The organism is Pseudomonas sp. NPDC086581 (assembly GCF_044746165.1).
Lineage (GTDB): Bacteria > Pseudomonadota > Gammaproteobacteria > Pseudomonadales > Pseudomonadaceae > Pseudomonas.
The window spans coordinates 23,602-37,154 of the sequence record NZ_JBIVBR010000013.1 but is presented as its reverse complement, the minus strand read 5'-3'; the positions used below and the strand labels follow the sequence as shown (position 1 = coordinate 37,154).

Below are 13,553 nucleotides of genomic sequence, written 5' to 3'. Positions count from 1 at the left end.
AGCCTGCCTGAACAAAAACAACGGAGGCCCCGGCCATGTCCCTGGGTATCGACTACTTGCGTTCGCTGCTTGAGGAAGACCCTGCCAAAGGCGTCTATCGCTGCCGGCGGGAGATGTTCACCGACCCGCGCCTGTTCGACCTGGAGATGAAACACATCTTCGAAGGCAACTGGGTCTACCTCGCCCATGAAAGCCAGATCCCCGAGAAGAACGACTTCCTGACCGCCATGATCGGCTGCCAGTCGATCTTCATCGCGCGCAGCAAGGACGGCGTGCTCAACGCCTTCCTCAACGCCTGCAGCCACAAGGGCGCCATGCTCTGTCGGCACAAGTCCGGCAACCGCGCAAGCTACACCTGCCCGTTCCACGGCTGGACCTTCAACAACTCCGGCAAGCTGCTCAAGGTGAAGGACCCTGCGGCGGCCGGCTACCCGGAAGGCTTCAACTGCGAAGGCTCCCATGACCTGACCAGAGTGGCGCGCTTCGAGTCCTATCGCGGCTTCCTCTTCGGTAGTCTCAAGGCCGACGTCAAGCCGCTGGTGGAGCACCTGGGCGAGTCGGCGAAGATCATCGACATGATCGTTGACCAGTCTCCCGAGGGCCTGGAGGTACTGCGCGGGTCCTCCAGCTACATCTACGAAGGCAACTGGAAACTCACTGCCGAGAATGGCGCCGATGGCTACCACGTAAGCTCCGTGCACTGGAACTACGCCGCCACCCAGAACCAGCGCCAGCAGCGCGAAGCCGGCGAAGAAGTGAAGACCATGAGCGCCGGTGGCTGGGCCAAGCAGGGCGGGGGGTTCTATTCCTTCGACCATGGCCACCTGCTGCTTTGGACCCGCTGGGCCAACCCCGAAGCGCGCCCGGCCTTCGAGCGCCGCGACGAACTGGCCCGCGACCATGGCCGCGCCCGCGCCGACTGGATGATCGAGAACTCGCGCAACCTCTGCCTGTACCCCAACGTCTACCTGATGGACCAGTTCAGCTCGCAGATCCGCATCGCCCGGCCCATCGACGTCAACCGCACCGAGATCACCATCTACTGCATCGCGCCCAGGGGCGAGAGCAGCGAGGCTCGTGCCCAGCGCATCCGCCAGTACGAGGACTTCTTCAACGTCAGCGGCATGGCCACGCCGGACGACCTGGAAGAATTCCGTTCCTGCCAGCAGGCCTACCAGGGCAGCGCGGGCGGCTGGAATGACATGTCGCGCGGGGCGAAGCACTGGATCGACGGCGCCGACGACGCAGCGCGTGAGATCGACCTGGCGCCGGCTTTGTCCGGCGTGCGCACCGAGGACGAAGGCCTGTTCGTGCTGCAGCATCAGTACTGGCAGCAGACCATGATCGACGCGCTGGCGGCCGAGCAGGCCAATCGCATCGCTGTTACAGAGGAGGGCGTGTGATGAGCCGCTACGAGACCGTCCGCGACTTCCTCTACCGCGAAGCGCGCTACCTCGACGACAAGGACTGGGATGCGTGGCTGGAGCTGTACGCCGCCGACGCCACCTTCTGGATGCCCTCCTGGGACGACCGCGACCAGCTCACCGAAGACCCGCAGCGGGAAATCTCGCTGATCTGGTACGGCAGCCGTGGCGGCCTGGAAGACCGCGTGTTCCGCATCAAGACCGAGCGCTCCAGCGCGACCCTGCCGGACACGCGCACCTCGCACAACCTGAGCAACATCGAGGTGCTCGGCGAGGCCAACGGGCAGTGCCAGGTGCGCTTCAACTGGCACACCCTGAGCTTCCGCTACAAGACCGTCGACAGCTACTTCGGCACCAGCTTCTACACGCTCGATGTGCATGGCGAGCAGCCGCTGGTAAAGGCGAAGAAGGTCGTGCTGAAGAACGACTACGTCAGGCAAGTCATCGACATCTACCACATCTGAAAAACACGGCGTGAAGCTGCTGCGCTTGCCCGTGCTGCGTTGGAGAACGGTCCGTAATGCTCATTCACTAGAGTGAACTGCGCTTCCGAACCGTCCTCCGCCTTGCCCGGCCTGCGCTCGCGACGCTTCAAGCCGCGTTTTTGAGGCGAATGACATGAACAAGATCGCGCTCAACTTCGAAGACGGCGTTACCCGTTTCATCGACGCCAGCCCCAGCGAGACCGTGGCCGATGCGGCCTACCGCCAGGGCATCAACATTCCGCTGGATTGCCGCGACGGCGCCTGCGGCACCTGCAAGTGCTTCGCCGAAGCCGGCCGCTATGACCTGGGCCAGGAATACATCGAGGACGCGCTCACCGAGGACGAAGCCGAGCAGGGCTACGTGCTCACCTGCCAGATGCGCGCGCAGAGCGATTGCGTGGTGCGCGTGCCGGCCTCCTCGCAAGTCTGCAAGACCGCCCAGGCCAGTTTCGAGGCCAGCATCAGCGCGGTGCGCCAGCTCTCCGAAAGCACCATCGCGCTATCGATCAAGGGCGAGTCGCTGAGCAGGCTGGCCTTCCTGCCGGGGCAGTACGTCAACCTGCAGGTGCCGGGCAGCGAACAGAGCCGCGCCTACTCCTTCAGCTCGCTGCAGAAGGACGGCGAGGTCAGCTTCCTGATCCGCAACGTACCGGGCGGCCTGATGAGCAGCTTCCTCACCGGCCTGGCCAAGGCCGGTGACGCGCTGTTCCTGGCCGGCCCGCTGGGCAGCTTCTACCTGCGCGAGATCAAACGGCCGTTGTTGCTGCTGGCCGGCGGCACGGGGTTGGCGCCCTTCACTGCGATGCTGGAGCAGATCGCCGAGCGCGGCAGCGAATATCCGCTGCATCTGATCTACGGCGTCACCCACGACTTCGACCTGGTGGAGGTGGACCGCCTGGAAGCCTTCGCCGCGCGCATCTCGAACTTCACATGGAGCGCCTGCGTGGCCAGCCCGGAGAGCCGCTACCCGCAAAAGGGCTACGTCACCCAGCACATCGAACCGGCGCACCTGCACGACGGCGAGGTGGACATCTACCTCTGCGGCCCGCCGCCGATGGTCGAGGCGGTCAGCCTGTACATCCGCGAGCAGGGCATCACGCCGGCGAATTTCTATTACGAGAAGTTTGCCGCCAGCGCCGCCTGAGCCCGGAATATGCCTGCATACCCAGTGGGTATGCAGGCATGCCGACAAAGTATTATTCCTCGGTGCCACCGCGCCCTAGCCTCCGGGCTGGGCCCCTGGCAGGGCCTGCATAACAACAATCAGCGAGGCATTGCCCCCGCAGCGGAGACCCACATGAGCCAGACTTGCAACATACCTGACGTGATAGATCACGCCGCCTTGAGTACCTTCCAGTGGCGCGTGTTCGTCCTGTGTTTCCTGGTCGCCATCTTCGATGGCTTCGATACCCAGGCCATTGCCTACACGGGCCCGGCGATCATCGAGACCCTGCAGCTTTCCACCGGCGGCCTGGCGCCGATCCTCAGCGCCGGCATCGTCGGCATGGCCCTGGGTGCCATGGCGCTTGGACTGTTCGGTGACCGCTTTGGCCGCCGCCCGACGGTGATGGGCGCGGTCGCTCTGTTCGCCCTCGCGACCTTGGCCACGGCCTTCGCCAGCAACGCCGAGCAGATCCTGGTGCTGCGCTTCCTCGCCGGCCTCGGCATGGGCGGCGCCACGCCGGTGCTGCTGGCATTGGCCTCCGAGTACGGTCCGGCGCGCCTGCGTGGCGCCATCGTCACCGGCATCCTGCTGGGCCTTCCGGCGGGCGCCATGCTCGGCGGGCTGCTCGCCGCCCAGCTCATGCCGCTGATCGGCTGGCAGGGCATCTTCCTCGCAGGCGGGCTGCTGCCGCTGGCGCTGCTGGTCGGCCTGTACTTCGCGCTGCCGGAGTCGCTGCAGTTCCTGGCCACCCGCTCGGGCGCGACGGCACAGGTGCGCCGCATTCTCGCGCGGATCAGTTCGCGGACGCTCGCCGATGACGTACGCTTCAGCGTGCCGGAAGCCGCCACCCGTACCAGCGTACGCGCCCTGTTCGGGCCGGGGCTGGCGCGCAATACCCTCGCCGTGTGGCTGACCTACCTGTTCAACTGGGTGGCCTGGTTCATGTTCCTCTCCTGGCTGCCCACCGTGCTGAAGACCGCCGGCCTGCCGGTAGAGCAGGCGCCGTTGGGTACCGTCACGGTCAATGCGGTGTTCATCCTCTGCGCCATCCCGCTGTCGATCCTGCTGCCGCGCCTGAACACCCGCAACGTGCTGCTCGGCCTGTTCGCCCTCGGCGTACTGGTCAGCCTTGGCCTGTCCCTGAGCGGCGACAACTGGGCGCTGGTGTTCCTGCTGGTCGGCGCTGCGGGCCTGGGCATTGGCGGGCAGCAGATCGCCCTCAACTACCTGGTGGTTTCCGCCTACCCGACCAGCCTGCGCGCCACCGCCACCGGCTGGGCCATCGGCCTTGGCCGGGTGGGCGCCATCATCGGTTCCGCCCTGGGCGGAACCTTCCTCGAATGGGGCGGCGTCGCCGGTTTCTACCTGGCGCTGGCCATTCCCCTGCTGCTGGCGCTGGTCGCCGTGGCCCTTATCCGCGGCAGCGAGAAGCCCTCGGGCGGGCTCGTGGCCGCACACTGACAGGAGAACGTCATGTCCCGTTTCGACAACAAGGTTGCCCTCGTCACCGGCGCCGCCCAGGGTATCGGCCGGCGCGTCGCCGAGCGGCTGGTGGAAGAGGGCGCCAAGGTTATTGCCGTGGACCGCTCCGAGATCGTCCATGAACTGCAGGACGCCCTCGGCCAGCACGGCGAAGTGCTCACCCAGACCGCCGACCTGGAACGCTTCGCCGACTGCCGGCACGTGGTCGATGAGGCAGTAAAGCGCTTCGGCCGTCTCGACATCCTGGTCAACAACGTCGGCGGCACCATCTGGGCGAAGCCCTTCGAGCACTACGCCGAAGACGAGATCGAATCCGAGGTACGCCGCTCGCTATTCCCCACCCTGTGGTGCTGCCGCGCGGCGCTGGTGCCGATGCTGGAACAGGGCGCGGGCGCCATCGTCAACGTCTCGTCCATCGCCACCCGTGGCGTTAACCGCGTTCCCTACGGTGCGGCAAAGGGCGGGGTGAACGCGCTGACCGCCTGCCTGGCCTTCGAGACCGCCGAGCGCGGCGTGCGGGTCAACGCCACCGCGCCCGGCGGCACCGAAGCGCCGCCGCGGCGCATCCCGCGTAACGCGGCGCAGCAGAGCGAGGAGGAGAAAGCCTGGTACCAGCAGATCGTCGACCAGACCGTGGGCAGCAGCCTGATGAAGCGCTACGGCAGCATCGACGAGCAGGTCGGCGCGATTCTCTTCCTCGCCTCCGACGAAGCCAGCTACATCACAGGCGTGACCCTGCCGGTGGGTGGCGGCGACCTCGGCTGAGTCGCCGCCATGATGCGCTCAGGGCAGGTTTGCGCCGATCAGCTGCAGGCAGCGTTGCAGCGGCGCACTGACGTCGCCGCGGCGCTGGCTGAGGATGATCGGCGAGACCGCCTCGGCGTCGGTCAGCGTCGCGTAGCCGATGTCGGCGCGGTGCTGCTGTTGCACCGACGCCGGAACCAACGCTACGCCGAGGCCGGCGGCGACCAGGCCGATGGCGGTCTGCAGCTCGTTGGTCCATTGCGTGACGCGCACGCTCAGGCCGTGAGTGGCGAACAGCGCCAGCACATGGTCGGCGTAGCTGGGGCGCGGGTTGGCGGGGTAGAGCACAAAGTCCTCGCCGGCCAGCTGCGCAAGGCTCAGCGGCGGGCCGAGCAGGCGATGCCCCGCCGGCAGTACGGCGACCATCGGCTCCTCGCGCAATACCTGCTGGACGATGGCCGGATCGTCGATGCGGATGCGCCCGAAGCCGATGTCGATGCGCCCGCTCTTCAGCGCCTCGACCTGCTGCACTGTGGTCATTTCCTGCAGCCCGAGCTCCAGCCCGGCGTCGCCGCGCAGCTCGCGGATCAGCCCGGGCAAGCCGTCGTACAGCGTCGAGGGCGCGAAGCCGATGCCGAACCACTGGCGCTCGCCGTGGCCGATGCGCCGGGTGCTCTCGCAGATGCTTTCCAGCTGCGCCAGCAGGGTGCTGGTCTGCTCGTGGAAGTAGCGTCCGGCGTCGGTCAGGCGCAGCGGCCGGCCACGCTCCAGCAGCGCCACGCCAAGCAGTTCCTCGAGCTGCTGGATCTGCCGGCTCAGTGGCGGCTGGGCGATGTGCAGGCGCTCGGCGGCGCGGGTGAAGTTGAGGGTGCCGGCCACTTCGCGGAAGTAGCGCAGATGTCGCAGCTCCATCATACCTCCAGGGTATGCAACAAGATGGCAACGATATTGGACTGCCTGCAGGCCCCGGCGCAATCCTTCGTCAATCGTGAAAAGACCTGTCGGGTATCGCCGCAATGCAGCCCGGCCCATCCAGAAATCCCAGACCGGAACGCCGTCCATGAGTAGCCCCGTCATCGAACGCATCGAGTCGATCATCGTCGACCTGCCGACCATCCGCCCGCACAAGCTGGCCATGCACACCATGCAGCAGCAGACGCTGGTGATCATCCGCCTGCGCTGCTCTGACGGTGTCGAGGGCATCGGCGAAGCCACCACCATCGGTGGCCTGGCCTACGGCAACGAGAGCCCGGAAAGCATCAAGGCCAACATCGACGCGCACTTCGCGCCGCTGCTCAAGAGCCAGGACGCCAGCAACATCAACGCCTGCATGCAGCGCCTGGACAAGTCGATCAAGGGCAACACCTTTGCCCGCTCGGGTATCGAGAGCGCACTGCTGGACGCCCAGGGCAAGCGCCTCGGCCTGCCGGTCAGCGAGCTGCTCGGTGGCCGGGTGCGCGACAGTCTCGAAGTGGCCTGGACGCTGGCCTCCGGCGACACCGCCCGCGACATTGCCGAAGCCGAGCAGATGCTGGACATCCGCCGCCACCGCATCTTCAAACTGAAGATCGGCGCCAACCCGCTGGAGCAGGACCTCAAGCATGTGGTGGCGATCAAGAAGGCGTTGGGCGAGCGTGCCAGCGTGCGGGTGGACGTCAACCAGGGCTGGGACGAATCCCAGGCCATCCGCGGCTGCCAGGTGCTCGGCGAGAACGGCATCGACCTCATCGAACAGCCCATCTCGCGCATCAACCGCAGCGGCCAGGTGCGCCTGAACCAGCGCAGCCCGGCGCCGATCATGGCCGACGAATCCATCGAGAGCGTGGCCGACGCTTTTAGCCTCGCCGCTGACGGCGCCGCCAGCATCTTCGCCCTGAAGATCGCCAAGAACGGTGGCCCGCGCGCCGTGCTGCGCACTGCGCAGATCGCCGAAGCCGCCGGCATCGCGCTGTACGGCGGGACCATGCTCGAAGGCGCGGTCGGCACCTTGGCCTCGGCCCACGCCTTCCTCACCCTGGAGAAGCTGACCTGGGCCACCGAGCTGTTCGGCCCGCTGCTGCTCACCGAGGAAATCGTCACCGAGGCACCGGTCTACCGCGACTTCCACCTGCACGTTCCGCGCACGCCCGGCCTGGGCCTGACCCTCGACGAGGAGCGCCTGTCGCGCTTCCGCCGTACCTGATTCGCAACCCTTTTTCCGACTGCCCTATAGAGGAGAAGACCCGATGCTGTTCCACGTGAAGATGACCGTGAAATTGCCCGTCGATATGGACCCGGCCAAGGCCGCCCAGCTCAAGGCCGACGAGAAGGAACTGGCCCAGCGCCTGCAGCGCGAGGGCAAGTGGCGCCACCTGTGGCGCATCGCCGGGCACTACGCCAACTACAGCGTATTCGACCTCGCCAGCGTCGAGGAACTGCACGACACCCTGATGCAGCTGCCGCTGTTCCCCTACATGGACATCGAGGTCGATGGGCTCTGCCGCCATCCGTCCTCGATCCATACCGACGACCGCTGATTTACATCCCGGACGAATCAACAAGAACAAGACTTGAGGATCGCATCATGACCGTGAAGATTTCCCAGACTGCCGACATCCAGAAGTTCTTCGAAGAAGCCAGCGGCGCCCTGAATGACCAGGGCAACCCGCGCGTGAAGAACCTCGTCCTGCGCATCCTGCAGGACACCGCGAAACTCATCGAAGACATGAACGTCACCCCCGACGAATTCTGGAAGGCGGTGGACTACCTCAACCGCCTCGGCGCCCGCCAGGAAGCCGGCCTGGTCGTTGCCGGCCTGGGCATCGAGCATTACCTCGACCTGTTGCTGGACGCCCAGGATGAAGCGGCCGGTATCGGCGGCGGTACCCCGCGCACCATCGAAGGCCCGCTGTACGTGGCCGGCGCGCCGCTGTCCGAAGGCGAAGCGCGGATGGATGACGGCAAGGACGCGGGCACCGTGATGTTCCTTTCCGGCCGGGTGTTCGACCCGCAGGGCAAGCCGCTGGCTGGCGCCGTGGTCGACCTCTGGCACGCCAACACCAAGGGCACTTACTCGTACTTCGACAGCACCCAGTCCGAGTTCAACCTGCGCCGACGCATCGTCACCGACGCTGAAGGGCGCTACAAAGCCCGTAGCATCGTGCCCAGCGGCTACGGTTGCCCGCCGGACGGCCCGACGCAGGAACTGCTGAACCAGCTCGGCCGCCACGGCCAGCGCCCGGCGCACATCCACTTCTTCATCTCCGCGCCGGGGCATCGCCACCTGACCACGCAGATCAACCTCGCCGGTGACCAGTACCTGTGGGACGACTTCGCCTATGCCACCCGTGACGGGCTGATCGGCGAGGTGCGTTTTGTCGAGGACGCGGCGGCTGCCAAGGCGCGCGGTGTGGACGGGCGCTTCGCCGAGATCGAGTTCGACTTTCAGTTGCAGCAGGCGGTTTCCGCCGACGCCGAGGATCGCAGCAACCGCCCTCGCGCGTTGCAGGAAGCCTGATTCCCAGACGGTGCTGACCCTGTAGCAGCGCGGGGGACGCCATCGTTATTGCTCGCGAACCCGCCCAGCACCGGAGTGGTCGGGTAACCCGGTTCGCGAGCAAGCTCGCTCCTACGAAAAGCACTTAGCTGTCTTGCGTCGCGATGATCCGGCGCTGCGGCTGTCGCAGGCATGGCCAGCTCCCACAAGGGCAATCCCGCGCGCTCCTTGCAGGAGCGAGCCATGCTCGCGATCGCGGACAAGGTCCGCGCCCGCCCGAACGACTTTCCACGCCGCAAGAACCAGCCGTTAGCCCCCTAAGAGAAGTGTTCGATATTCGCACCAATAGTCGATTATCGCATTGTTCGTCCATCCCCCCGACGGTACTGTTTTCCCATCGGCACCCCTACACAACGAGACCGACCATGGCTGAACTCCTGACTCTCCGCGAAGCGGTCGAGCGCTTCGTCAACGACGGCGATACCGTCGCGCTCGAAGGCTTCACCCACCTGATCCCGACCGCCGCCTCCCACGAGCTGATCCGCCAGGGCAAGAAAGACCTGCACCTGGTGCGCATGACCCCCGACCTGGTCTACGACCTGCTGATCGGTGCCGGCTGCGTGCGCAAGCTGACTTTCTCCTGGGGCGGCAACCCCGGTGTCGGTTCGCTGCATCGCCTGCGTGACGCGGTGGAGAAGGGCTGGCCGCGCCCGCTTGAGATCGACGAGCACAGCCACGCCGACCTCGCCAACTCCTATGTCGCTGGCGCCTCGGGCCTGCCGTTCGCCGTGCTGCGCGCCTACGCCGGCTCCGACCTGCCGAAGGTCAACCCGAACATCAAGTTCATCAATTGCCCGTTCACCGGCGAGCAACTGGCCGCCGTGCCTTCGGTGCGTCCGGACGTCACCGTGATCCACGCGCAGAAGGCCGACCGCAAAGGCAACGTGCTGCTGTGGGGCATCCTCGGCGTGCAGAAGGAAGCCGCCCTGGCTGCCAAGCGCTGCATCGTCACCGTGGAAGAAATCGTCGACGACCTGAACGCACCGATGAACTCCTGCGTACTGCCGACCTGGGCGCTGTCCGCCGTCTGCCTGGTGCCCGGCGGCTCGCATCCGTCCTACGCCCACGGCTACTCCGAGCGTGACAACCGCTTCTACCAGGCCTGGGACCCGATCGCCCGCGACCGCGACACCTTCAACGCCTGGATCGATACCTACATCCGCGGCACCAAGGATTTTGCTGAGTTCCGTACCAAACTCGCGGAGGCCAAGTAATGAGCGCCTACAGCACCAATGAAATGATGACCGTGGCCGCCGCCCGCCGCCTGAAGAACGGTGCCGTCTGCTTCGTCGGCATCGGCCTGCCGTCCAAGGCCGCCAATCTCGCGCGCCTGACGGCATCGCCGGACGTGGTCCTGATCTACGAATCCGGCCCCATCGGCGCCAAGCCCAGCGTGCTGCCGCTGTCCATCGGTGACGGCGAGCTGGCCGAAACCGCCGACACCGTGGTGCCCACCGGCGAGATCTTCCGCTACTGGCTGCAGGGCGGTCGCATCGACGTCGGCTTCCTCGGCGCGGCCCAGGTCGACCGCTTCGGCAACATCAACACCACCGTCATCGGCGACTACAACAAGCCGAAGGTGCGCCTGCCCGGCGCCGGTGGCGCGCCGGAGATCGCCGGTTCCGCCAAGGAAGTGCTGATCATCCTCAAGCAGTCCCACCGCACCTTCGTCGACAAGCTGGCCTTCATTACCTCGGTCGGCTTCGGCGAGGGCGGTGATCACCGCCAGCAGCTCGGCCTGCCCGGCAAGGGCCCGGTGGCGATCATCACCGACCTGTGCATCATGGAGCCGGAAGCCGGCAGCAACGAATTCATCGTCACCACCCTGCACCCGGGTGTGACCCGCGAGCAGGTGGTCGAGAACACCGGCTGGGCGATCCGCTTCGCCGAACAGGTGACCGAGACCGTCGCGCCGACCGACGTAGAGCTGGAAGCCCTGCGTGCCCTCGAAGCCCGCACCGCCGCCGCCCACGGCCAGCTGGGAGGTGAGGAATGAGCCGAGAGGTCTTCATCTGCGATGCCGTGCGCACGCCCATCGGCCGCTTCGGCGGCTCGCTCTCCGGCGTGCGCGCTGACGACCTCGCCGCCGTGCCGGTGAAGGCGCTGGTCGACCGCAATCCGCAGGTCGACTGGGCCGCGCTGGACGAGGTCTACCTCGGCTGCGCCAACCAGGCCGGCGAGGACAACCGCAACGTGGCGCGCATGGCGCTGCTGCTGGCCGGCCTGCCGGAAAGCGTGCCGGGCGTGACCCTCAACCGTCTCTGCGCCTCGGGCCTGGACGCGGTGGGCACCGGCTTCCGCGCCATCGCCAGCGGCGAGGCCGAGCTGGTCATCGCTGGCGGCGTCGAGTCGATGTCCCGCGCGCCTTACGTGATGGGCAAGGCCGACAGCGCCTTCGGCCGCGGGCAGAAAATCGAAGACACCACCATCGGCTGGCGTTTCATCAATCCGCTGATGAAGGCGCAGTACGGCGTGGACGCCATGCCGCAGACCGCGGACAACGTGGCCGACGACTACAACGTCAACCGCGCTGACCAGGACGCCTTTTCCCTGCGCAGCCAGCAGCGTGCCGGCGTCGCCCAGGCCAACGGCTACTTCGCCGAGGAAATCGTCCCGGTGGTGATCAAGGGTCGCAAGGGCGAGACCGTCGTCGACACCGACGAACACCCGCGCCCGGACACCACCCTGGAAGCGCTGGCCAAGCTCAAGCCGGTCAACGGCGAAGGCAAGACTGTCACCGCCGGCAACGCTTCCGGTGTGAACGACGGCGCGGTAGCGCTGATCCTCGCCAGCGCCGAGGCGGTGAAGAAACACGGCCTGACGCCGCGGGCGAAAGTGCTCGGCATGGCCAGTGCCGGCGTCGCTCCGCGCGTAATGGGCATCGGCCCGGTGCCGGCGGTGCGCAAGCTGCTGGAGCGCCTGAACCTGTCGGTGGACCAGTTCGACGTCATTGAACTGAACGAAGCCTTTGCCGCGCAGGGCCTGGCGGTGACCCGTGATCTCGGCATCGCCGATGATGACGTACGGGTGAACCCCAACGGCGGCGCGATTGCCCTTGGACACCCGCTGGGTGCCAGCGGCGCGCGCCTGGTGCTGACGGCGGTACACCAGCTGCAGAAGTCCGGCGGCAAGCTCGGCCTGTGCACCATGTGCGTGGGCGTGGGGCAGGGCGTGGCGCTGGTTGTCGAGCGCGTATAGCTCTTTGCTCTTCGTAGGAGCGAGCTTGCTCGCGAACCCGGCCCTCGCAGCGGGGGGCGTTCGCGAGCAAGCTCGCTCCTACAGGGGCCTTCTCTCCGGTCATACTGTCCGACAACGCCCGCCGATCTCCGGAGCCACCTCGTGAGCACCAACCTTCTGTTCGACGCTTACTTCACCCAGCCCGCCATGCGCGCGATCTTCAGTGACCACGGCCGGGTGCAGGGCATGCTCGACTTCGAGGCCGCGCTGGCCCGTGCCGAAGCCCGCGTGGGCGTGATCCCGGCGAGCGCCGTGGCACCCATCGCCGCCGCCTGCCGCGCCGAACTCTACGATTTTGCTGCACTGGCCCAGGCCATCTGCAGCGCCGGCAACTCCGCGATCCCGCTGGTGAAGGCGCTGGGCAAGCGCATCGCCGCCGAGGACGCCGAAGCCGAGCGCTACGTGCATCTGGGCGCCACCAGCCAGGATGCCATGGACTCCGGGCTGGTCCTGCAACTGCGCGCTGCCATCGAGCTGCTCGAAGGCGACCTCGCCCAACTGGCCGACGCACTCGCCGTACAAGCACAAGCCCACGCCGGCACGCCCATGGTCGGCCGCACCTGGCTGCAGCACGCAACGCCCGTCACCCTCGGCATGAAGATCGCCGGCTGGCTGGGCGCGATCACCCGTCATCGCCAGCGTCTGAATGAACTCAAGCCGCGCCTGCTGTGCCTGCAGTTCGGCGGGGCATCCGGCAGTCTCGCCGCGCTGGGCGAGCAGGGCTTTGCCGTGGCCGAGGCGCTGGCGGAAGAACTGAACCTGCAAGTGCCCGAGCAACCCTGGCACACCCAGCGTGACCGCCTGGTGGAGTTCGCCAGCCTGTTCGGCCTGATCGCCGGCAGCCTCGGCAAGCTGGGCCGCGACCTCAGCCTGCTGATGCAGACCGAGGCCGGCGAAGTCTTCGAACCTTCCGCGCCGGGCAAGGGCGGTTCCTCCACCATGCCGCACAAACGCAACCCGGTGGGCGCCGCCGTGCTGATCGGCGCGGCTACCCGCGCGCCGGGTCTGGTCTCGACCCTGTTCGCCGCCATGCCCCAGGAACACGAGCGCAGCCTCGGCCTGTGGCACGCCGAATGGGAAAGCCTGCCGGAGCTGTGCTGCCTCGTCTCCGGCGCACTGCAACAGGCACTGAGCCTGGTGCCGGGCCTGGAAGTCGATGCCGAGCGAATGCTCGCCAACCTCGATCTGACCCGTGGCCTGGTGCTCGCCGAAGCCGTGAGCATCGCCCTGGCCCAGCGCATCGGCCGCGACGCCGCGCACCACCTGGTGGAGCAATGCTGCAAGCAGGCGGTGAAGGAGGGCGCGCATCTGCGCACGGTGCTCGGTGCCAACGCCGAAGTCGCCGCACAACTGAATGCCGGGGAGCTGGATCGCCTGCTCGATCCCGCCCATTACCTGGGCCAGGCGCGCCGCTGGGTCGAGCGCGCGCTGGCCGAACACCAAGTACTTTCCTTGCGCAAAGAATCCCGATAGGAGCCTTG

13 protein-coding genes are annotated in these 13,553 nt (G+C 66.9%); 12 read left to right on the top strand and 1 reads right to left on the bottom strand.

The window, feature by feature from the left end:
• Positions 1-35 precede the first annotated feature (35 nt).
• The 5 genes from benA to ACIPK7_RS23955 all read left to right on the top strand — a co-directional run bounded on the left by benA (position 36) and on the right by ACIPK7_RS23955 (position 5,321).
• The gene (gene benA, locus ACIPK7_RS23975; RefSeq protein ID WP_401090641.1) at positions 36-1,403 is read left to right on the top strand and encodes a benzoate 1,2-dioxygenase large subunit; all 1,368 of its coding nucleotides are present in this window, start codon (positions 36-38) and stop codon (positions 1,401-1,403) included.
• Entirely contained in the window at positions 1,403-1,888 is a 486-nt protein-coding gene (gene benB / locus ACIPK7_RS23970) for a benzoate 1,2-dioxygenase small subunit (protein WP_225614926.1), read from the top strand. Before benA ends, benB begins: the two co-directional genes overlap by 1 nt.
• A gap of 154 nt (positions 1,889-2,042) precedes the next feature.
• A complete protein-coding gene (benC, locus tag ACIPK7_RS23965; RefSeq protein ID WP_401090639.1) occupies positions 2,043-3,053 on the top strand; it encodes a benzoate 1,2-dioxygenase electron transfer component BenC in 1,011 nt (336 codons plus the stop codon).
• A 153-nt stretch (positions 3,054-3,206) separates the two neighbouring features.
• A complete protein-coding gene (locus ACIPK7_RS23960) occupies positions 3,207-4,535 on the top strand; it encodes an MFS transporter (protein WP_401090637.1) in 1,329 nt (442 codons plus the stop codon).
• A gap of 12 nt (positions 4,536-4,547) precedes the next feature.
• Positions 4,548-5,321: a 1,6-dihydroxycyclohexa-2,4-diene-1-carboxylate dehydrogenase gene (locus ACIPK7_RS23955; protein WP_401090635.1), complete on the top strand. Its 774-nt coding sequence runs from the start codon at positions 4,548-4,550 to the stop codon at positions 5,319-5,321.
• Positions 5,322-5,339: 18 nt separating this feature from the next.
• Here ACIPK7_RS23955 and ACIPK7_RS23950 read toward each other — a convergent pair whose 3' ends face one another.
• A complete protein-coding gene (locus ACIPK7_RS23950) occupies positions 5,340-6,212 on the bottom strand; it encodes a LysR family transcriptional regulator (RefSeq protein WP_192433514.1) in 873 nt (290 codons plus the stop codon).
• A 148-nt stretch (positions 6,213-6,360) separates the two neighbouring features.
• Here ACIPK7_RS23950 and ACIPK7_RS23945 point away from each other — a divergent pair, with 148 nt between their 5' ends.
• The 7 genes from ACIPK7_RS23945 (at position 6,361) to ACIPK7_RS23915 (ending at position 13,545) form a co-directional block, all read left to right on the top strand.
• Positions 6,361-7,482 (top strand): muconate cycloisomerase family protein, encoded by a 1,122-nt coding sequence (locus ACIPK7_RS23945; protein WP_401090633.1) that lies wholly within the window; start codon positions 6,361-6,363, stop codon positions 7,480-7,482.
• A 43-nt stretch (positions 7,483-7,525) separates the two neighbouring features.
• Positions 7,526-7,816 (top strand): muconolactone Delta-isomerase, encoded by a 291-nt coding sequence (catC, locus tag ACIPK7_RS23940; protein WP_081516603.1) that lies wholly within the window; start codon positions 7,526-7,528, stop codon positions 7,814-7,816.
• Positions 7,817-7,863: 47 nt separating this feature from the next.
• Entirely contained in the window at positions 7,864-8,796 is a 933-nt protein-coding gene (gene catA, locus ACIPK7_RS23935; RefSeq protein WP_401090631.1) for a catechol 1,2-dioxygenase, read from the top strand.
• A 404-nt stretch (positions 8,797-9,200) separates the two neighbouring features.
• Positions 9,201-10,049 carry a CoA transferase subunit A gene (locus ACIPK7_RS23930; RefSeq protein ID WP_192433508.1) on the top strand — a complete coding sequence of 283 codons (849 nt, stop codon included), beginning with the start codon at positions 9,201-9,203 and terminating at the stop codon, positions 10,047-10,049.
• Positions 10,049-10,831: a CoA-transferase subunit beta gene (locus ACIPK7_RS23925; RefSeq protein WP_138216258.1), complete on the top strand. Its 783-nt coding sequence runs from the start codon at positions 10,049-10,051 to the stop codon at positions 10,829-10,831. Before ACIPK7_RS23930 ends, ACIPK7_RS23925 begins: the two co-directional genes overlap by 1 nt.
• Positions 10,828-12,033, top strand: coding sequence for a 3-oxoadipyl-CoA thiolase (gene pcaF / locus ACIPK7_RS23920; RefSeq protein ID WP_401090629.1), 1,206 nt, complete (start codon positions 10,828-10,830; stop codon positions 12,031-12,033). The genes ACIPK7_RS23925 and pcaF overlap by 4 nt, the downstream gene beginning before the upstream one ends.
• A gap of 141 nt (positions 12,034-12,174) precedes the next feature.
• Positions 12,175-13,545, top strand: a complete 1,371-nt coding sequence (locus ACIPK7_RS23915) for a 3-carboxy-cis,cis-muconate cycloisomerase (protein WP_401090627.1) — start codon at positions 12,175-12,177, stop codon at positions 13,543-13,545.
• Positions 13,546-13,553 lie beyond the last annotated feature (8 nt).

Coding starts and splice junctions, on each gene's coding strand:
- benA (WP_401090641.1), top strand. CDS start 36: ATGTCCCTGGGTATCGACTACTTGCGTTCGCTGCTTGAGGAAGACCCT.
- benB (WP_225614926.1), top strand. CDS start 1,403: ATGAGCCGCTACGAGACCGTCCGCGACTTCCTCTACCGCGAAGCGCGC.
- benC (WP_401090639.1), top strand. CDS start 2,043: ATGAACAAGATCGCGCTCAACTTCGAAGACGGCGTTACCCGTTTCATC.
- ACIPK7_RS23960 (WP_401090637.1), top strand. CDS start 3,207: ATGAGCCAGACTTGCAACATACCTGACGTGATAGATCACGCCGCCTTG.
- ACIPK7_RS23955 (WP_401090635.1), top strand. CDS start 4,548: ATGTCCCGTTTCGACAACAAGGTTGCCCTCGTCACCGGCGCCGCCCAG.
- ACIPK7_RS23950 (WP_192433514.1), bottom strand. CDS start 6,212: ATGGAGCTGCGACATCTGCGCTACTTCCGCGAAGTGGCCGGCACCCTC.
- ACIPK7_RS23945 (WP_401090633.1), top strand. CDS start 6,361: ATGAGTAGCCCCGTCATCGAACGCATCGAGTCGATCATCGTCGACCTG.
- catC (WP_081516603.1), top strand. CDS start 7,526: ATGCTGTTCCACGTGAAGATGACCGTGAAATTGCCCGTCGATATGGAC.
- catA (WP_401090631.1), top strand. CDS start 7,864: ATGACCGTGAAGATTTCCCAGACTGCCGACATCCAGAAGTTCTTCGAA.
- ACIPK7_RS23930 (WP_192433508.1), top strand. CDS start 9,201: ATGGCTGAACTCCTGACTCTCCGCGAAGCGGTCGAGCGCTTCGTCAAC.
- ACIPK7_RS23925 (WP_138216258.1), top strand. CDS start 10,049: ATGAGCGCCTACAGCACCAATGAAATGATGACCGTGGCCGCCGCCCGC.
- pcaF (WP_401090629.1), top strand. CDS start 10,828: ATGAGCCGAGAGGTCTTCATCTGCGATGCCGTGCGCACGCCCATCGGC.